20 protein-coding genes, 1 pseudogene and 2 riboswitches are annotated in these 19,330 nt (G+C 41.2%); of the genes and pseudogenes, 4 read left to right on the forward strand and 17 right to left on the reverse strand.

The window, feature by feature from the left end:
- Nucleotides 1–16 precede the first annotated feature (16 nt).
- The 17 genes and pseudogenes from LO754_RS14195 to LO754_RS14275 form a co-directional block, all read right to left on the reverse strand.
- Nucleotides 17–919 carry a class I SAM-dependent methyltransferase gene (locus tag LO754_RS14195; RefSeq protein WP_231784647.1) on the reverse strand — a complete coding sequence of 301 codons (903 nt, stop codon included), beginning with the start codon at nt 917–919 and terminating at the stop codon, nt 17–19.
- Nucleotides 916–2,415 carry a cobyric acid synthase gene (locus tag LO754_RS14200; RefSeq protein WP_108030058.1) on the reverse strand — a complete coding sequence of 500 codons (1,500 nt, stop codon included), beginning with the start codon at nt 2,413–2,415 and terminating at the stop codon, nt 916–918. Before LO754_RS14200 ends, LO754_RS14195 begins: the two co-directional genes overlap by 4 nt.
- A gap of 80 nt (nt 2,416–2,495) precedes the next feature.
- Nucleotides 2,496–3,032, reverse strand: coding sequence for a cob(I)yrinic acid a,c-diamide adenosyltransferase (locus LO754_RS14205; protein ID WP_229386988.1), 537 nt, complete (start codon nt 3,030–3,032; stop codon nt 2,496–2,498).
- Nucleotides 3,033–3,046: 14 nt separating this feature from the next.
- A complete protein-coding gene (locus LO754_RS14210; protein WP_229386989.1) occupies nt 3,047–3,607 on the reverse strand; it encodes a nitroreductase family protein in 561 nt (186 codons plus the stop codon).
- Nucleotides 3,608–3,659: 52 nt separating this feature from the next.
- Nucleotides 3,660–4,425: pseudogene (cobA, locus tag LO754_RS14215) on the reverse strand (uroporphyrinogen-III C-methyltransferase).
- Nucleotides 4,422–5,060, reverse strand: a complete 639-nt coding sequence (locus LO754_RS14220) for a precorrin-2 dehydrogenase/sirohydrochlorin ferrochelatase family protein (RefSeq protein WP_025219887.1) — start codon at nt 5,058–5,060, stop codon at nt 4,422–4,424. Before LO754_RS14220 ends, cobA begins: the two are co-directional and overlap by 4 nt.
- Nucleotides 5,053–6,420 carry a cobyrinic acid a,c-diamide synthase CobB gene (locus tag LO754_RS14225; RefSeq protein ID WP_024361103.1) on the reverse strand — a complete coding sequence of 456 codons (1,368 nt, stop codon included), beginning with the start codon at nt 6,418–6,420 and terminating at the stop codon, nt 5,053–5,055. The genes LO754_RS14220 and LO754_RS14225 overlap by 8 nt, the downstream gene beginning before the upstream one ends.
- 11 nt (nt 6,421–6,431) lie before the next feature.
- The gene (locus LO754_RS14230) at nt 6,432–7,553 is read right to left on the reverse strand and encodes a cobalt-precorrin 5A hydrolase (RefSeq protein ID WP_024361104.1); all 1,122 of its coding nucleotides are present in this window, start codon (nt 7,551–7,553) and stop codon (nt 6,432–6,434) included.
- Nucleotides 7,546–8,331: a precorrin-4 C(11)-methyltransferase gene (gene cobM / locus LO754_RS14235; protein WP_024361105.1), complete on the reverse strand. Its 786-nt coding sequence runs from the start codon at nt 8,329–8,331 to the stop codon at nt 7,546–7,548. Before cobM ends, LO754_RS14230 begins: the two co-directional genes overlap by 8 nt.
- Nucleotides 8,331–9,038 carry a precorrin-2 C(20)-methyltransferase gene (cobI, locus tag LO754_RS14240; RefSeq protein ID WP_231784648.1) on the reverse strand — a complete coding sequence of 236 codons (708 nt, stop codon included), beginning with the start codon at nt 9,036–9,038 and terminating at the stop codon, nt 8,331–8,333. The genes cobM and cobI overlap by 1 nt, the downstream gene beginning before the upstream one ends.
- On the reverse strand, nt 9,031–10,251 hold the full coding sequence (cbiE, locus tag LO754_RS14245; protein ID WP_231784649.1) for a precorrin-6y C5,15-methyltransferase (decarboxylating) subunit CbiE: 1,221 nt from the start codon (nt 10,249–10,251) through the stop codon (nt 9,031–9,033). Before cbiE ends, cobI begins: the two co-directional genes overlap by 8 nt.
- The gene (locus tag LO754_RS14250; RefSeq protein WP_025219889.1) at nt 10,208–11,341 is read right to left on the reverse strand and encodes a cobalt-precorrin-5B (C(1))-methyltransferase; all 1,134 of its coding nucleotides are present in this window, start codon (nt 11,339–11,341) and stop codon (nt 10,208–10,210) included. Before LO754_RS14250 ends, cbiE begins: the two co-directional genes overlap by 44 nt.
- Nucleotides 11,341–12,000, reverse strand: a complete 660-nt coding sequence (locus tag LO754_RS14255) for a precorrin-8X methylmutase (protein ID WP_024361109.1) — start codon at nt 11,998–12,000, stop codon at nt 11,341–11,343. The genes LO754_RS14250 and LO754_RS14255 overlap by 1 nt, the downstream gene beginning before the upstream one ends.
- A gap of 12 nt (nt 12,001–12,012) precedes the next feature.
- The gene (gene cobK, locus LO754_RS14260) at nt 12,013–12,774 is read right to left on the reverse strand and encodes a precorrin-6A reductase (protein ID WP_024361110.1); all 762 of its coding nucleotides are present in this window, start codon (nt 12,772–12,774) and stop codon (nt 12,013–12,015) included.
- Nucleotides 12,771–13,721 (reverse strand): sirohydrochlorin chelatase, encoded by a 951-nt coding sequence (locus LO754_RS14265; protein ID WP_231784650.1) that lies wholly within the window; start codon nt 13,719–13,721, stop codon nt 12,771–12,773. The genes cobK and LO754_RS14265 overlap by 4 nt, the downstream gene beginning before the upstream one ends.
- Before the next feature lie 14 nt (nt 13,722–13,735).
- Complete coding sequence (cobJ, locus tag LO754_RS14270; protein WP_231784651.1) at nt 13,736–15,406, reverse strand: precorrin-3B C(17)-methyltransferase; 1,671 nt, start codon at nt 15,404–15,406, stop codon at nt 13,736–13,738.
- A gap of 3 nt (nt 15,407–15,409) precedes the next feature.
- Complete coding sequence (locus tag LO754_RS14275) at nt 15,410–15,781, reverse strand: (2Fe-2S) ferredoxin domain-containing protein (RefSeq protein ID WP_024361113.1); 372 nt, start codon at nt 15,779–15,781, stop codon at nt 15,410–15,412.
- Nucleotides 15,782–15,917: 136 nt separating this feature from the next.
- Nucleotides 15,918–16,097: riboswitch (cobalamin riboswitch) on the reverse strand.
- Between the two features lie 256 nt (nt 16,098–16,353).
- Nucleotides 16,354–16,537: riboswitch (cobalamin riboswitch) on the forward strand.
- 143 nt (nt 16,538–16,680) lie between these two features.
- Between LO754_RS14275 and LO754_RS14280 the strand changes: the two genes are divergently transcribed.
- From LO754_RS14280 to LO754_RS14295, 4 genes are read left to right on the forward strand one after another with little or no spacing between them, the layout of a single operon-like run.
- Complete coding sequence (locus LO754_RS14280) at nt 16,681–17,427, forward strand: energy-coupling factor ABC transporter permease (RefSeq protein WP_024361114.1); 747 nt, start codon at nt 16,681–16,683, stop codon at nt 17,425–17,427.
- 1 nt (nt 17,428) lies between these two features.
- Entirely contained in the window at nt 17,429–17,701 is a 273-nt protein-coding gene (locus tag LO754_RS14285; protein WP_024361115.1) for an energy-coupling factor ABC transporter substrate-binding protein, read from the forward strand.
- A 3-nt stretch (nt 17,702–17,704) separates the two neighbouring features.
- On the forward strand, nt 17,705–18,481 hold the full coding sequence (cbiQ, locus tag LO754_RS14290) for a cobalt ECF transporter T component CbiQ (RefSeq protein ID WP_024361116.1): 777 nt from the start codon (nt 17,705–17,707) through the stop codon (nt 18,479–18,481).
- Complete coding sequence (locus LO754_RS14295; RefSeq protein WP_229386994.1) at nt 18,474–19,310, forward strand: energy-coupling factor ABC transporter ATP-binding protein; 837 nt, start codon at nt 18,474–18,476, stop codon at nt 19,308–19,310. The genes cbiQ and LO754_RS14295 overlap by 8 nt, the downstream gene beginning before the upstream one ends.
- Nucleotides 19,311–19,330: the final 20 nt, after the last annotated feature.

A 19,330-nucleotide genomic window follows, 5' to 3' on the forward strand; every position in this document is an offset into this window, starting at 1 on the left:
TTCTTTTTCTGTTGTTCTATTGTACCTTATTGCGAAACATAAGAAAAACCTTTGGTGAAAGCAATCGCCAAAGGTTTTTCTTATTATTTCGGTTGCCATGATACAAGTGCTGCGTGGAAATCATGACGGTAGTAATAACGCCCATTTTTTCTTCTATAAATGGAGCAAGTGAGTCCTCAACATGCGAGCGGTTAAAGTCTGTACTTAATATTTTTTTACTTTGCGTTGTCACAAGCTGGTCATACGTTTCATATTCATACGTACGCTCCAAAGGAATAATTGTACATTCTGCATAAATATCCATTTCATACAATAAATTTAAAAATTCAATATAATCTCTTCGGGGATATTTAATATCATAACCATATTTCTCATGTAATACTTCATAGTGTGGTTGAATTGAGCCTGTAGTCATGCCAATAATTGCTCGCTTTTTAGCCAACCGATTCATGTGATATAATGCCGATTTAATTTCGTACATACGATAAAAACAGTTTACACCAAGCACAATGTCATGTGCTGTTAGCTCATTTTCTTCAAGTTTCTCCCACTTCGCATGGACATAGGAAATATGCTTGTTCTCTTGTAAACATTGTTGTAAATAATCAAGGATGCTGTCTGAGCTATCTACACACGTTAACTCTCGTACATAATCTGCAAGCGGGAATGTATAATTGCCCCACCCTGGTCCAATTTCAATCACTGAATGTTCTGGACGAATATGTTGCTTCATTGCTTCAAAAATAAGTGCTGCATAAGGATCCGTTTGCCCCGTTTTTTTGCGAGCGATCGATTGAGACCAAAATTGTTCCTCTAATTGATCGTTCACCATCCGCTCTGGCATTTGTCCTTGCCAATCCTTCATACCTTCTTGCCATAATGCTTCATAATTAATAGCTAATGGTCCTTTTCTTGTCATCCATTTACCTCAATTTTTAACATATCATATATTTTTTCCATATCTAAATTGGCACGCACATGTGATGCTAGCATATTGTAAGCATCTTCCCGTCGTTCCGCATCACTTTTGACTTCACTTGGTAATGTAACAAGCCCTTTTTTCGTACGCATTTCGTTAACAAGCTGACGTGTAAACGTACGATTATGGAAGATTCCGTGGAAATATGTACCGATTACTTGTTCATCCGCACTTACTGCTCCATCTACACGACCATCTGCTAGCTGTAAAAAAGGTGACACTTCATCCCGTAAAATTTTTGTACGACCAAGATGAATCTCATAGCCTGTTAAAATAGCTTGCCCACGTGTTCCAGACATTTGTACGGTTTTTTTATCTCCTACAAATACGGTCTCCATCGGTAACAAGCCGAGACCTTGCGCTGACTCGCCATTTCCTTCTACGGCATCTGGATCTAATAACACTTCACCAAGCATTTGAAAACCGCCGCATATGCCAATAATTTTTGTTCCGCGAGCGCGTAGGTTTGTAATTGCTTGTTCAAAGCCTTGTGCCTTCAGCCATGCTAAATCGTCCATTGTACTTTTAGTGCCCGGTAGGATAAGCAAATCTGGTGTGCCCAACTCTGTCACATTGCCGATTAAACGTACCCCTACCTCTGGCTCATCAAAAAATGGGTCAATATCAGTAAAATTTGAAATGCGAGGTAAACGAATCATCGCCACGTCTACTGGAAATTCGCCAGGCTTTGGCTTTTTAAAGCGTAAGGCAGACAGTGCTAATGAATCTTCCGCTTCAATATTGACATCAACATAAGGTACAACACCAAGAACAGGGATGCCTGTTTCTCGCTCGACCCATTCAATGCCATCATCTAATAGCTCGCGCATACCACGGAATTTGTTAATAATCAGCCCTTTAACACGGGCACGCTCAGCATCATCAAGCAATGCAAGCGTCCCGATAATGGAAGCAAAAACACCACCGCGGTCAATATCAGCAACTAAAACAACAGCTGCATCGGCTAAATGAGCCATGCGCATATTGGCGATATCGCGATCCTTTAAATTAATTTCAGCTGGGCTACCGGCACCTTCTAATACAATAACATCATATGTATTTTGTAACGTACGAACCGACTTCTCTACAATCGGCATGGCTTCTTGGACAAATTGATTGCGATAGCTTTTCGCATCCATATTTAAAAAATGCTTGCCGTGGACAATGACCTCTGATACCATATCCTGCTTTGGTTTCAGTAAAATCGGATTCATATCAGTTGTCGCCACAACCCTTGCCGCTTCAGCTTGAACCCCTTGTGCACGCCCAATTTCTCCGCCATCCTCTGTTACAAATGAGTTTAGCGCCATATTTTGAGATTTAAATGGCACTACTCTCAACCCATCATCAGAAAAAATACGACATAATGCCGTACATATCATACTTTTTCCAACGTCAGAGGCTGTTCCTTGAATCATAATTGATTTTGCTGACATTTTGATTTTCCTCCTAACAACACTAAGGAAGATTAGACTATCCCCCAATGTGTATATGATCGAAATGAATCCAGTTGATGTTAAAATTCAAGGCCTTTGACAGCAGGAATTCCTTCTTCATAGTAATGTTTCGTTGCATCAATTGTTGACACCAAATCTGCCATAGCAACAAGAGCAGGATTAGCACTGCGTCCTGTTACGACAAGATGCATTGTAGAAGGGCGTTGTGCAATGGCTTCAAGCACTTCAGCTAATGGCAGCACATCATCAATCGGAAATTTAGTAATGGCAAGTGCATTGTTCAACTCATCTAACACAAGTAAATCAATGCTGTCATCTTGTAAAGCTTCCTTTGTTTTTTGCCATGCCTTCGCTAATGCAACACGGTGCTCCTCTGGTGTTTTCGTCCATGTAAAGCCTATGCCCATTTGCTCCATTTCTACGCCAAGTTTGGAAAGGGCAATTTGCTCACCATACGTACGCTCTGGTGATTTGATAAATTGCATATAACGCACATGTAAACCACGCCCTACTGCGCGCAATGTTACACCAAGAGAAGCTGTTGTTTTACCTTTGCCATCACCTGTATATACCAAAAACAAACCTTTTCTAGCCATTTTCCCTACCCCCTTTAAAGCCAAGTGGTTTTTTCTTCAAATGATGTACGCTTTTTATCTTTAAGCTCTTGTTCTTCTGGATAACCTATAAAAATAGTACCGACAACTTTTTGATTTTGGTCCGCACCGATAAATGTATGCATACGTGCATCATGAACAAGCCCAACACCTCGTGTCCGCCACACAAATCCTAGCCCTAGCTCCTCTGCGGCTAACCACATAGACATAATGGCACTACAAACAGCGAAAATATTATCTGCTGTAGCATCTTCATCATTCTCCACCACATCAGCAGTCACTACAATGGCAACAGGAGTCGTTTGCACAACTTTTAATGAACTCTCTACTAAATGAGGCTTCGTTGGAAAACGTTCTTGCAAATAAGTACTTGCCATTTTCTCATAGCGCTTCATAGCATCATTTTGTAAAACATAAAAATGCCACGGCTCACGCATGCGGTCGTTCGGTGCATAGGTTGCTGCTTGTAAAATTTGTTCAATTTTTTCCTTTTCTACTGGCTGTGTTGTATAGTTGCGAATGGCACGACGATTTTTTAACGCTTCGATTACTGTCATGATGATGTCCTCCTTTAAGTAGGTCTTTTTAGTCAACTGCTCTGTTGTCTGACTAGCTAAAAGCGAGCCCTTGCTCTTCAAACCATTGTATTTTTTCACGTACGTTGACTACATCTCCAACGACAATCATAGAAGGATTATGATATCCCTCCCGTTCAATAATGCTAGCAATATTGTGAAGTGGCCCAGTTATCGTGCGCTGTTGTTCGGTAGTACCCCATTCAATAACCGCCACAGGTGTAGTTGCTGGACGTCCATTTTCGATAAGCTTTTTTGAAATATAGGCAATGTTTCCAACACTCATATAAAAAGCGACTGTATCAATTCCAGTTGCGAGTGCTGGCCAATTTAAAAAATCTTGCCCCTTTTGCTCGCGCCCATGACCTGTCACAAGTGCAAAGCTTGTGGCAAAATCTCTATGGGTCACAGGAATACCTGCATAAGCAGGAGCTGCAATGCCAGCCGTAATACCTGGTACTACTTCATAGGCTATACCATTATTTTTTAATATTTCTGCTTCTTCAGCACCACTAGAAAACAAAAGGATCGCCACCCTTTAAACGTGTTACAACTTTGCCCTCTTGAGCTTTCTCAACAAGCAATGTATTAATTTCATCTTGAATAAGGTGGTGCTTACCAGGCAATTTACCACAGTACACAAGGTCAGCATCTTTTTTCGCAAATTCTAATAATTTTGGATTCACTAGACGATCGTACGCAATGACATCGGCCTTTTGAATACATTCCAGCCCATATACTGTAATGAGCTTAGGATCTCCTGGGCCAGCTCCTACTAAATATACAATTCCCTCTTTCATCGCGTTTCTCCCGTCAATAGTTGTTGTAAAAATGCCTCTCGTCGATCAATTTCTCCATTACGTGTCCATTCTAATAGGTTTGGCTCAAGAAGTGCTTGTAACGCTGCACGTCTTTGCTCACCTTTTTCAAAATTGGCTGCAACCATTAGTCGAGCTTGCTGTAAAAAACAAACATAATCTTCATAAATAGCATCGAATTGCTCAGCTAAATCTTGTTTTATTTTTCGTGCAAGAGCTGGGCTTGCTCCAGATGTAGATACCGTCAGCACTAAAGGACCGCGACGAACAGTTGCTGGTGTAATAAAATCACTTTCACCTTGCACATCTGCGCGATTTAAGAGCTGCCAATGTTGGGCTGCCTCTTGTACCGCATCGTTGACGTTGGTATCATTTGTCGCAGCGATAATAAGCGTTGCATCATCTAAATCACGTGGTTCAAATTCCTTGGCACGCCATGTAATTTCGCCTGATTTGACAAGGGGAACTAAAGTGTCATGTAAAGTCGGACTAACGACGACAATGTTTGCTTTCGCTGGTAGTAGGGAAGCAACCTTTTGAGTCGCTACATGCCCACCACCAACAATGACAACTGTTTTAAATTCGATATTGAGATGGATAGGAAAATAACTAGTCATATGTTTTCACCTTCTTACAAGCAGTTAACCAGTTATCTACTAGCTTAGGGTTAGAAACAAAATGAAAATGCGTATACCCCGCTACTACATTGCCTGTTTGATAACCTTCTTGTTTTTTGCCAAAACGTCCTTGTGTTTCGTAAGCGGGCGTATCGTGTGTACCACTGTATGTGGAATAATGGAATTCATGGCCCTTTGCTTCTTCATTTTTTCCGATTAAAAAGTTAGACGCAGTGCCAAAAATTTCACGATAACCAAGTGCTGCAAGCTTTGTTTGCATCATTACTTCACCCGGAATAACACCTAGCATTTCATAGCGCTCACCTTGGCTGTTCGTAATCGCTTCTGTTAAATACATAAAACCTCCACATTCAGCTAATGTAGGACAACCTTTTGCAATTGCCTCACGAATGGAATGTTTTACGACCGTATTTTTTGCAAGTATATCGGCAAATTCCTCTGGGAACCCCCCACCAATATAAAGACCATCTGCTTCAGCAGGAACAGGTTCATTAGCAAGTGGTGAGAAAAATTGCAAAGTGGCTCCTTTTGCTCGTAATAATGCTAAATTTTCTTCGTAATAGAAGTTGAATGCCGCATCTTTTGCAACAGCAATACAAATATTTTTTGATGGCTGTGCCGCAAATAGCTGACCTGTCTCTTGTAGGACAGGTGCCTTTGTTAAAGCTAACAATAAATCCAAATCAATCGTCTCTGCCATTAAAGCACCTAGCTTGTCAAAAAATGTATCAAGCTCACCTCGTTCAATAGCTGGAATAAGCCCTAAATGACGACTTGGAATGTCAATGCCTGTTTCTCGCTTTAAATAGCCGATAACAGGAATACCACATTCTTGCTCAATCGCAGCTTTGGCAATTTCATAGTGACCGACACTACCTACTTGATTGGCAATAACGCCAACAATAGTAGGCTTGTCAGATAGAAGTTGAAAGCCCTTGACTACAGCAGCTACACTGCGAGCCATACTTGCGCAATTGACGATTAAAATCACAGGGCTTTCTGTAACGACACTGATTTCTGCTGCCGAACCTTCATCCGATAATGGACTTTTACCATCGTAAAAGCCCATCACCCCTTCAATAATTGAGACGTCTGCATCTTTGCTTGCACGTGCAACAATATCTCGGACTGCATCATGCGAAAACATCCAGCTATCAATATTCCGTGATACTCGTCCTGTTACCGCTGTATGATAACTAGGGTCAATATAATCTGGACCACATTTAAACCCTTGCACGACATTGCCTTTTTCTTGCAATGCTTTCATCAGTCCTATCGTGAATGTTGTCTTACCAACGCCACTACCTGTCCCTGCAAGTACAAAGCGATTTGTTTGCATAAGCCCCCTCCTTAAAATACTAATCTTGCTACTGAAATCGTAGCATTGCCTGATTTTTTCTTAGTTAATACGAGCGATTCCACCTGTGCATAACGCATCGCAGCTGGTTCACTTACGCCATACGCCCCTGTATATTTAAAGACCGTTTCAGATGGTGATGGGAAATTAATTTCATTTAGTTGTGCTGGCGTATATGTAACGAACTCCCAATCATACTTTTTCGTTAGTTCAATAAAGCACGTTTCATCTTTCTTCAAATCAATTGTACACAATGCTTTGACACTTTTTTTCGATAGCTTTAATTCAGCTAGTGTTTCATCAATCAGCTGTTCAATTTCCTCAACAGACGTCCCACGGTTACAACCCATACCTAGGACAACTGATTTTGGTCGATAAATAACACCATTCTCTAACAGCACTTCTTCCTCTTGTTCAATGAGTCGGTCGGTAATCAATAGCGTAGCATGCGGTTGCGCTAAAATTGCCGCTTGTGTTGAAGGATAAATTTTTATTTGCTCCGGCATTGGCGTATCACGCATCCACCAATCACGTTCACCCGTTTCCTGTACAATCGCCACATGTTCTTCATTAACGACTGAGGCACTAACTGGTGTTAATTTATCAGCACTGTCCCATACCCAGCCAAAACGTGCCCCAAATAAATCAACGGGAATTGTTTTTTGAACGTCAGAAGCTGTTGTGATAATAGGATTTGCTCCTAGTGCCGCTGCCACTTCATGTGTTAGCTCATTGGCGCCACCTAAATGGCCCGATAACACACTAATGACATTCTCGCCTCTATCATCAATCACTACAACACCTGGGTCAGTCTTCTTATCTTGTAAAATAGGTGCAATCATGCGCACAACCGCACCAAGTGAAATAATTAATATTAAGCCTTTATACTGTTTAAAAAGTGTTGGCAGTAATAAACGAACCGTTCCAGTAAAAAGCTGAATATGCTTTTCATCTTCGTCGCCCTGTTCAAACTTACTCATATAATATAAATCGCTTGCTGCAAAAGTCTGCTGTAGTTTGCGTCCGATTTGCACACCATGCTTGGTAATGGCAACCACTGCATAGGGATTGCGCTGCTCCACTTCAGGTAGCATACCTTCTTGTAATTCAATCACTTGTCTTCACACCTTTGCGGAAGCCATGTGTAAAGGTCGCATCATATAATTTCGAACGGTACTCATCCTTATCATGAATATCCGGGTCTAATGCCCACCCTGCTAAAATCATGGCATGCTTGCGAATACCATTGACACGCATTGCCTCATCTAGCTCAACTAATGTCGTACGGACAATTTTTTGATCTGGCCATGTGGCACGTTGAATAACCGCAACCGGTGTATGATCAGCCCATCCAGCACTTTGCAATTCTTTGACGATTTTTTTTGTTAGCGTGGCACTTAAGAACAGCGCAATCGTACAATGATGGCTAGCAAGATCTCGTAGCTTTTCAAACTCTGGTACAGGAGTACGTCCTTCTGCACGTGTTAAAATAAGCGTTTGTGTTAAATCAGGAATCGTTAACTCGGCACCAATCGCTGCGGCTGAAGCAAATACCGAACTAACCCCCGGAATCACTTCGTAGCCAATTCCTTCCTTCTTTAATAATGCAACTTGCTCCATAATGGCACCATACATCGCTGGATCACCTGTATGCATACGCGCGACTACTTTCCCTGCATTGACACGCTCAACCATGACGGCAACCATTTCTTCTAAATGCATGCCGGCTGTTCGAATTACTTCCGCATCTGGCTTTGCTTTTGCGATCAGGTCTTCATTTACTAATGAATCTGTATACATCACAACGTCCGCTGTTTGTAGCATATGTAAACCCTTTACAGTAATTAAATCGGGGTCCCCTGGGCCTGCACCGACAATATATATTTTTTTCATTATTTACGCACCACCATTAACGTTAAATATTCTAAATCAACACCGTCTAGTTCACGTACATCCCAAATAATTTCCTCATCAGATGTTACCTTTGTGACAACGGAAGCTTTATCAAGTAAATCTAAATCACGCAGTACTTCTAGCATTAAATCAATTACTTTTGCTACTTTTATAAATACGACAGCATCATGGCTTTCTATCGCTTCACGCATCGCTTCATAATTATCATGGGCTGGTATAATGGCAACTCGATCATCTCCATCAGCAAGGGCAATGCCTAAACGAGACGCAGAACCGTTGAATGAAGAAATACCCGGTACAGTGCGAATTTCTACATCTGGATGCATGTCCTGCATAAGCTTCATCATATGGATAAACGTACTATATAGCAGAGGGTCCCCTTCTGTCACAAACGCTACGTCCTTCCCTTCTTGCAATTTACCATAGACCAGTTCAACAGACTTCGTCCATTCACGCTCTAAGACGGCTTCATCTTTTGTCATGGGGAAAACGAGACCTAGCATATCTTTTTCCTCTGGGTTGATATAAACATCTACAATACGATGCGCGTAACTTTTGCTACCTTTTAACTTTTTAGGGTACGCAATAACAGGCGACTCCTGAATAACGCGGAATGCCTTTACTGTAATTAATTCTGGATCGCCAGAGCCAACGCCTAAGCCATATAAAATGCCAAGATTACTCATGATTTTCTTCCTTTCGATATGCCGAAATAATATAAATTGGGTTTAATGGGACAAAGCGCGTCATATCTAAAATTGGTTTACTACGCGCAAGTTGTGCCTGTAAAATTTCCACTGCAAAGCCACATGTCTTAAACGCCTCGACTGCTTTATATAAATTTTCAATAGTTGCCGCATTTAAGACAATGCGACCATTTGGCTTTAAACGGGTACAACACAACTGTAATAGCTCGACCATTTCCCCGCCTGTACCGCCGATAAAAATGGCATCTGGATCTGGGAATTGTTCTAGTCCAGCTGGCGCTTTACTATGAATAGCTGTTATATCAACACGGAATTTTTGTTGATTTTGCAGACAGTTTTCTAAATCAGGTGCATTTTTTTCCACAGCGAAAACTTGTCCTTCTGGTGCAAGTTTTCCTGCTTCAATGGCCATGGAACCTGTGCACGTACCTACATCCCAAATCGTACTGTCCTTTTGAAGTTGCATTGCTTGCAAACTTAATACACGGATTTCCTTTTTCGTAATAAGTCCTTTGTCCGGCTTACGTTGTGAAAACGCTTCATCATCAATGCCAAGTGCATAGCGCTTTGGAGCTGATGTTTGCTGTAAAATCACGACATTTAGCGGGGAAAACTTTGCTTCTTCTAATTCATCAAGAGAGTACCAGCCATATTTTTCATCAGCACCTTGTAAATTTTCTGCAACAAAAGCACGGTATTCCGTCATACCAAAATGCTTTAAATAGCGTGCGAGCGCATTTGGATTATTATCGGCGTCTGTCAGCAATGCCACTTTCTTTTTGCCATCAATACGTTGTGCCAAGCCTTTTATTGGGCGCCCATGAATACTTGTTACATAGGCATCCTGCCAGCTCTCACCCATTTTTGAAAAAGCGAGCTGTACGGAACTCATATATGGATATACTTCAATCGTAAGCTTTTTTGCTAAATAGCCTCCGATGCCGTAAAAAAGTGGATCACCTGACGCTAAAATAACGGTCTTTCGCGTTTCTTCAGATAGTCTTTCAACGAGCGATGAAAGACCACCCTTAATGACGATTTTTTCGCCTGCAAAGCTTGGGAAAAAATCAAGGACACGCTCACCACCAACGAGCACTTCACAGTCTGTAATCCACTGTCTATACTGAGGAAGTAAACTTTCCTGTCCGTTATCCCCGATCCCAATCAATTTCATCGATTGATGCAATGTCATCAGCCCTTCCTAGTAATTGTCCCTGCATCGAATAAATCGATGTGGAGAGCGTCAAGCCACCTCTGATATGGTGTAATGATGAATAACAACACGCTTCACATAAATGATGAAAGAATGCATCATAACCTTTATCCGCCATCATTTCACCAACTTGAGAGGCGGTATTCGCTGCTCTAACTTGTTCAACAGTCTCTTCATCTGCCCCAATATCTGTAGCTAACTGTGCTAAAAAATTAAAATCAATCGCAGCACTTTTGGAGTGCACCATCATCACCCCTTGCGCTACCTTTGAAAATTTCCCCATCATGCCAACGAGCGATACGCGCTTAATGCCAAGCCGTTTACAATGCTTTAACGTAAAGCCGACAAAATCACCCATTTCAATAAATGCTTCCTCAGGTAATGCAGGATACTCAGCCATGCCAAACTTTTCGCTACGTCCACCTGTTGTCACGACAACATGGTCACAGCCAGCAGCCCTTGCAACACTAATAGCTTGGACAATGCTTGCCATATAAGCGGAACTCGAAAAAGGCACGACGGTTCCCCTTGTGCCTAAAATGGAAATGCCACCAAGTATGCCGAGCCGTCCATTTAATGTTTTTTTCGCTATTTCCTCACCATCTGGTACAGAAATAACAACATTAACGCCGCGTGTAATTTGAAAATCATCTAGCACATCTTGCACGGTACTATGTATCATCTTACGAGGTACAGGATTGATGGCGGCTTCTCCAACAGCAACGGGCAAGCCGGGCTTTGTTACTCGCCCGACCCCAATACCCCCATCTAAATGAATCCCTGGTGTATCAGCCCAACTTACCGTACCAATAATGAGGGCTTTATGTGTTGCATCTGGGTCATCACCAGCATCCTTTATTGTTTCGCAACTTACTTCGTTATGACCGAACGTACATTTTTCTATCGTAAACGTTGCATCTCGCCCTATTGGCAGATGAATCGTACTCGTTTCTTGTTCTTCATTCGTAATAAGTGCTAGCAAAGCGGCCTTCGTAACGGCTGTTGCACAGGCTCCTGTTGTATAACCGTGACGCATGTCTTTAGGATCCTTTTTTGGCTTCCGCTCCATTATTTTTTCGCCTGTTCGTCCGCTAATAATGAAATGGCATTTAATGCAGCAACCGTCACTGTACTACCGCCTTTACGCCCAACATTTGTAATATATGGAATACCTTCTATTTTCAATAACTCTTCTTTCGACTCCGCTGCTGAAACAAAGCCTACTGGCATACCAATAATTAAATCTGGCTTTGCTAAACCTTCTTTGATTAGTCGAATTAATTCTAGTAAAGCAGTTGGGGCATTCCCAATCGCATAAATACCACCTTCGTGTAATTTTGACGCTTTTTGCATCGAGATAATAGCGCGTGTTGTATTTTGTTTTTTCGCTTCAATCGACACATCTTCATCTGCGATATAGCAGTGTAAATCTCCGCCATGTTTTTGGAAACGTTTTTTACCTGAACCACTTTCTATCATTTGCACATCTGCAATAACATGACGTCCTGCAAGAATTGACTTAATCCCTGCTTCAATCGCTCCTGGTGTAATAATTACACTACGTCCTAATTCAAAGTCTGCCGAAGCATGGATTATGCGGCGGACAACTTTCCACTCATCCTCTGAAAAATCATGTTCGCCCATTTCCTCTGCAATAATTGAGAAACTATAATCATAAATTTTATCTGGATCTACTGTTAATGGTTTAAAATCTGTTTTGAAGTCCATTTAAATTGCCTCCTAAAGTATGTTTTGCACAGCCTGAAGTACGTCCTCAAATGAGGAATATTGCTGGCCGTATTGGATATTTGGTCGTGCTATTAAAATCGTTTCGATACCACATGCTAGAGCGGCTTCTAGTTTTTCATCTACTGAGCCCACTTTGCCACTTTCTTTTGTAATCATTAAAGTGACATCATATTGGCGGAATAATGCTTCGTTTAACTCCTTTGAAAAGGGTCCTTGAATGGCTACAATATCTCGTTGTGCCACACCAAGCGCTTCACATTTTTCCATATTATCAAGGCGAGGCAACATACGTGCAATGACACGAGTATGTTCTAACCCTTGCAAGACCTTTGTAAATGTAGCAAGTGTTTTACTACCGGTTGTCAGCATAATGACGCCTCGTTTTGTCGCAGCTAATTGTGCTGCTTCCTCATAATCTTTAACGACTGTAATCAGTGGATGTTCGTAATGCTCATTTGCGCGTTCATAGCGGATATATGGAACACCTGCACTTTTTGCTGCTGCCATGGCATTTTTAGAAGCTTCCTCTGCAAATGGGTGCGATGCATCAACGACTAAACGATCCCCTCGTTCAGTAATAAGTGCAGCCATCTCCTCTGCCGTCAATCGACCGACTAAATGAGGCAGTCCAACTTGTGCCAGACTTGTAGCAGCTGAATCCGTGACAACGGTAGCTGTAACAGCATAGCCTGCTGACTGCAATGCAAGTGCAAGATTTCTTGCATCGCTTGTCCCTGCTAACATGAAAATCATTTCACTAGCTCCTCTTCATGATGGTGGTCATGATCGTGGTGGTGATCGTGATCGTGGTCATGATCGTGGTGGTGATCGTGATCGTGGTCATGATGATGATGGTGATGACCATGGTCGTGGTCATGGTCGTGATGATGCTCCACGAATGCCGATGCATTAATACGGTACTGACATGTATCACAGTTCATTTTTACGTCTCCTGCAATGGCCTCTTCCATACGATCTAGCAACACCGTTTTTAATTTTGGATGGTAGCCAAAGTAATCCGCCAATTGGATGTCTAAATCAGCATATGTGGCTGCATAGCTCTTTTGCATCCCCTCCATACGCTCCATTAAGATCCCTGTAAATAAGAAATACGGCAACATAATAATCTTTTTCGCGCCAAGACGATAACAGCGTTCGATTCCTTCGTCCACTGAGGGATTCGTTACGCCCATAAATGCACACTCCACTGTTAGGACATCTAACTGTTCCCAAAGCAAACGACCAATTTTATAAAAATCACTGTTTGCATCCGCATCACTTCCACCGCGGCCGATAAATAAAATCGCAGTATCTTCTTGTTTTTCTTTAATATTCAAGCCTGTTCCTGATAAACGTTCTGTTAAAATATTTAACACTTCTTCATGCACACCAAGTGGTCGCCCATATGTAAAAGTTACATCCGGATATTTTAAACGAGCTGCATCAATCGCTGCAGGGATATGAATTTTTGAATGGCCTGCTTGCAATAAAATAATGGGCACAGCATACACCTCTGTAGCGCCACGCTTTACACATGCATCAATACCTGCTGGGATATTAGGTGCTTCAAATTCTAAAAAGCAAGTTTCAACGATATAACTGTCGTCAATTGAAGGAGTCAATTGTTGAATAAACGTGCGTACCTCATCATTTCCTGCTGCTAAACGGCTCCCATGGCCAATAAATAAAATTGCTTTCATTTCTTTTCTCCTCACTAGTCGCCGCACGGTGCTGGCTCTACTTTTATTTTGGATGACATATCTTGATACGTAAAATGCAATATTTTTTTCACTCGTTTAAAATACTTAAACAAGCGTTCATTTGGATGTGCATTTGCCTTATATTCCTCGATAATCGCTGTAATAAGCGGAATAAGCTGTTCTGGCTCTAACCCCTCTACGACAGGCTGTGCTGCATGTGCTGTTCGACCTACTGGCTTTGCTCCGATAAAGACATCAAATTTACTTTTGCGATAAACAATACCGATATCATCAAACACAGCACGATAACATGCCATGCCACAGCCATTAAAGCCAATATTTAATGTTTTCGGCAATGACAACCCACCAAGTTTTGCTTGAAGTTCTTCTGCATATGGGATGGAATCAGCCTTCTCCCCATAACAGAAATCACATGCCTTTAATGACAAGACATCCCCAATTGGTGAGAGTAAAAACCCTACTTCTTTCAACTTCTCTGTTATCGCTTGTGGTTCTGTCGTTGGGATTTTTAAGTGAATTTGATGGTCTGGCGTATACTCCATCGTGCCTTCATCTCCCACAACTTCAGCCAATGCCATCATCTGCTGTGGTGTAAAAAATTTATTTGCTACCCCAGGGCTAACAGCTAGTTCAAAAATTGACTCCATTTTTTGTTGAACTAGCTTTGGTGTAGCTTTTGTTGCAGTTGTCCCCTGCACCATTGCAAGTGCTGTTGCTGCCATTTCTAAAGACGATTTTGTCGGTGTTGATACAGGCGTAATGGCAATATTACTTTTCATCCGTCCTGCATTTGGATCTGCCGCAAAATCATGGCTTGCAGTACCTGTTTCTTGGTTCATTGCCCACGGTTCATTTTCTTCTCTTAAACGCTGATGAGGACGTAAAGGCTGTTTTTCTTCCCCGAGCGTATATTTACGTTGATAGCCTCGCGGTGTAATCATTTTATTATCATAGAAAAACGTCGAAGAGTTGCCGATAATAACCGTTGTTAACATGCCGATATCATGCTCAAGCATCTCTGCTAAAGTCGTCATCGTAATTTCCTGACGCTCTCGGTAGGCACTCTTGACAAGACCTACAGGCGTATCAGGCGAGCGATATTCAAGTAAAATTCGCTGGGCTTCTACAATTTGACGTGTACGGCGACCACTTTTTGGATTATATAAAGCGATGACAAAATCCGCCATAGCTGCTGCTTCCACACGCTTGGCGATTAAATTCCATGGCGTTAAATGGTCACTTAAACTAATGGTGCAAGAGTCATGCATAATCGGTGCACCTAGTAAACTTGCACAGGAATTAATAGCTGAAATACCTGGTACGATTTCGACTTCAACACCTGTTGCTTCTGTCCAACCAAGCTCAATAAGCACTTCATAGACAAGCCCCGCCATCCCATATACACCTGAATCTCCACTTGAAATAACAGATACAATATTGCCAGCTTCCGCTTGACGTACTGCTTCTTGCGCTCGTGAAACTTCTTCTGTCATGCCCGTACTAACAATCGACTTTGCACTAACTAAATCCTGAATAAGCTCAACATACGTTTTATAGCCAATAATAAATTCACTTTGTTGCAGTGCCTCCACAGCACGAGTCGTAATATGGTTAAAATCACCAGAGCCAAAGCCCACAACAAAAATCTTTCCTTTTTGCGCCATTTTTTACCCCTCTTTCACCTTGTCGATGCCTTTAATGGCAGTTGTTTGCGGTGTACGCTGTAATGTACCTTCTTTCAGTGTAAAAACATGTTCACTATGTAAAGAGTCATGGTTTAAATCTTGTACAAGTGTTCTTCCGTGTTCAACCGATGGCACACGATACCAATTTCCTTGTGGATAAGCGATGACAACACAGGCATCTTTGCATCTGCCATTACAGCGCGTTCTTGTCGTATGTATTTCCTTATCAAGTGCTAATTTCTCGATTTCATCTCGTATTGCTAGGGTAATTTCCTCTGCCTCTTTTTTCATGCAGCTACTGCCATTACAAATAAAAAGATGTGTTTTCATTCCCTCTAAGTTCCAAGTTGTCATTGCTTTTCTCCCCTCATTTACTTTTAGGAAAAAGAAAAAACCTTCACTCTATATCGAAGAGTAAAGGTTTTGTAGAAGCCAAAATAAAAACGAATATACACGTATCCGCTCTCGCTTCACTTCTCCCTCCGAAAAGTTTGCATGCCATCAATAAGCAGGTTTCCTGACTTAAGCTTCCTTTTACTCTCGCGCCTTCCCAAGTTTTCAGTGGCATTGCGATTTCATCAGCTATTACAGTAGCGGGGGCTGTATCGGATTTACACCGATTTCCCTATTATCTCGAACTTTTTCGAGCACTTATAGATGTATCTATATTAAATTGAAATGCTGTAAGTTTTTAAAATGAATTGAAAAACTGTCTCTATCATAGCCTATTTTTTTCATACTTTTCAACATTTCTTTTTCATTTATTAGATTTTTAATAAAATTTCAACAAGTATTTCATTGAAAGCGACCGTTATTCTCTTGTATTTATCTGAATTTTCTAGAATGTCAAACAACGAAAAAATTTTTTTATAAAAAAAGGATAGCTTACGAATGGAAAAACATGTTACACTGTGTCGTGAAATCTCACAATTTCATCTTTTTTCGGTGCGAAGTGTAGCCATTTCGCTTAAAAGGGAAGCCGGTTCAAGTCCGGCGCGGTCCCGCCACTGTACTAGGGAGTTTTATAGAGAATGTCACTGTCCAATGGACGGGAAGACCTATAAAACGTTGAACTAAAGCCAGGAGACCTGCCGAAAAAAACGTGATCGTTTCAACCTACGAGGATAGGTGTGCGGCTTGGCAGATGATGATTCTATTTGCTTTTTCAGCTATGCACTTTTCCTAAATTAGGAGAAGTGCTTTTTTTATTGCGCACGCTACATTCGAAAATTTTGATTTAAGGAGGAGAGATTTTGAAATTATCTTTTTGGAAACTTAGTTACTTCCTACTAGCATTTTTACTAGTACCAAAACGAGCATTTGCCATGCACATCATGGAAGGATTTTTACCGATTGAATGGGCGATATTCTGGTGGATTATTTCGATTCCATTTATTATTTTAGGGTTACGCTCAATTCGCAAAACAATTGATGAAAACCCTGAAACGAAAATGATATTAGGGCTATCAGGGGCATTTGCATTCGTCTTATCTGCATTAAAGATTCCATCTGTTACGGGCAGTTGCTCACACCCTACTGGTGTTGGACTTGGCACAGTCCTGTTTGGCCCATTAGCAATGAGTGTGATAGGGACAATCGTCTTATTATTCCAATCGTTACTATTAGCGCATGGTGGCATTACCACTCTTGGTGCAAATGCTTTTTCCATGGCGATTGTAGGACCAATGATTGCGTATGCTGTTTTTAAAGGTGCTCAAAAAATCGGTCTATCCTTTTCTCTCGCTGTCTTTTTTGCAGCAATGCTTGGGGATTTGGGTACATATGTTGTCACATCCGTTCAACTTGCACTTGCCTTCCCTTCAGAAGTGGGAGGCTTTATGGCTTCATTCACGAAATTCGCAGGGATTTTCGCGTTAACACAAATTCCTCTAGCAATTAGTGAAGGGATTTTAACTGTCATTGTGATGAATTTCTTAAAAAAATACAATGTAAGCGAATTAAAAGCTTTACGTGTTTTCTCTGCAAAGGAGGCACATTAACATGAAGAAAAATTTACTGTTATTAGCTATTGTGATATTTTTAGCAATCATCCCTCTATTCATCCAAAAAGGCGCTGAATTCGGCGGTGCTGACGGTGAAGCTGAAGCAGCCATTGGTGAAATAAACAAAGAATACGAACCATGGTTTGAAAGCTTATGGGAGCCACCAAGTGGTGAAATTGAAAGTCTATTATTCGTCTTACAAGCCGCTATTGGCGCTGGTTTTATTGGCTATTTCGTGGGCTATATGCGCGGTAAGCATAAAGAAGGTTAAACGATGTTACTCATTGATAAGTATGCTTATATGAATAAACTAGCGTCCGTTCATCCGTTAGAAAAAATGACGTTCTCCCTTGGGTTGTTGCTATTGTCGCTTATCATGAGAGATGAACAAATTTCACTCATTACATTTCTTGTAATGAGTGCTTTTATCATTTTAGGCGCAAAAATTCCTTTACAATATTATGCAAAACTCCTGCTTTTACCGAGTTTTTTCTTGCTCTCCAGTTTACTATCTATTTTGATTTCGATTGCACCTGCTGCTAGTATTTTGCCGGCGCATCTATGGACATTTTCGCTAAGCCAGTGGACCATTTTTATAGGAAATGACAGCTTGATAACAGCGCGGCACCTGTTTTTCACCGTTTTGGGCAGTATTAGTTGTTTATATTTTTTAATTTTAACGACTTCCGTACAATCCATTTGTTATGTCTTACGGCAATGGCGGTTGCCAGCTTTATTTGTAGAGTTGGTAGAGCTAACATACCGTTTTATTTTTATCTTTTTGAACAGCATGCAAAAAATTCATCTTGCACAACAAGCACGTCTTGGTTATCAATCACCAATGCAATGGCTTCGGTCGATTTCCATGCTTATTGCAGCACTGTTTGCCGAAATGTTCCAACGCAGTCGCGAACTAAATAATGCGATGCAGGCACGCGGTGGCGAAGCTGTCTATTGGCAAGAAAGTAGTAGCTACAACAAGAAAAACTGGTTAGGCATTGTTATTATTTTCGTATCCCTCATTATCTATGGAGGTATTTCTCATGACTGAGCTTTATTTTGATCTTCAACATTTATCTTATGCTTATGCAGACGGCACTAAAGCTTTAACAGATATTACTTTGCAAATACCAAAGGGAAAAAAAATTGCCCTGCTTGGTCACAATGGCGCAGGTAAATCTACGTTATTTCAGCATTTAAATGGTATTTTAAAACCGACAGCTGGCACTATTTCTTTTTGTAACGAAACGCTTAGCTATTCTAGAAAAGCATTAGCAACATTACGACAACAAGTTGGCATCGTCTTCCAAGATGCGGACAATCAACTTTTTTCTGGTACCGTCAAGCAAGACATAGCTTTCGGGCCATTAAATCTTGGCTGGTCAAACGAAAAAATTGAAGAAAAAATCGCGTGGGCTGTTGCGCAAACAGAGGTTGAAGCATTGCTTGATAAGCCCATTCACTTTTTAAGCGTCGGACAAAAGAAACGTGTTGCCATGGCTGGTGTGCTCGCAATGGAACCTTCCGTCTTACTATTAGATGAACCGACTGCTGGGCTAGATACTTATTATGCGGCACAATTTTTACAGTACTTAGCTAAATTAGAAGATGGGCAACGTACGTTTTTATTAGCGACACATGATATCGCTTTAGCCTATGAATGGGCGGATCAAATAATCGTGATGGAGGCAGGGAAAATCATTTATAATGGGGATCCAATCGACATGTTCTACCAAGAGGAATTGCTTGAAAAAGCCCACCTTGAACGACCATGGGTATTTGAAATGACGCTTGCCTTACAAACGAAAAAACTATTGGGCGACAATATAGCAATGCCTCGTTCCAAAAAAGATTTACACAAACTTATTGAACAACTTTAAGAACGTATCGAGCATAACGA

The sequence above is a fragment of the Lysinibacillus sp. GJ-1 genome, from assembly GCF_021166035.1.
Taxonomy (GTDB): domain Bacteria; phylum Bacillota; class Bacilli; order Bacillales_A; family Planococcaceae; genus Lysinibacillus; species Lysinibacillus sphaericus.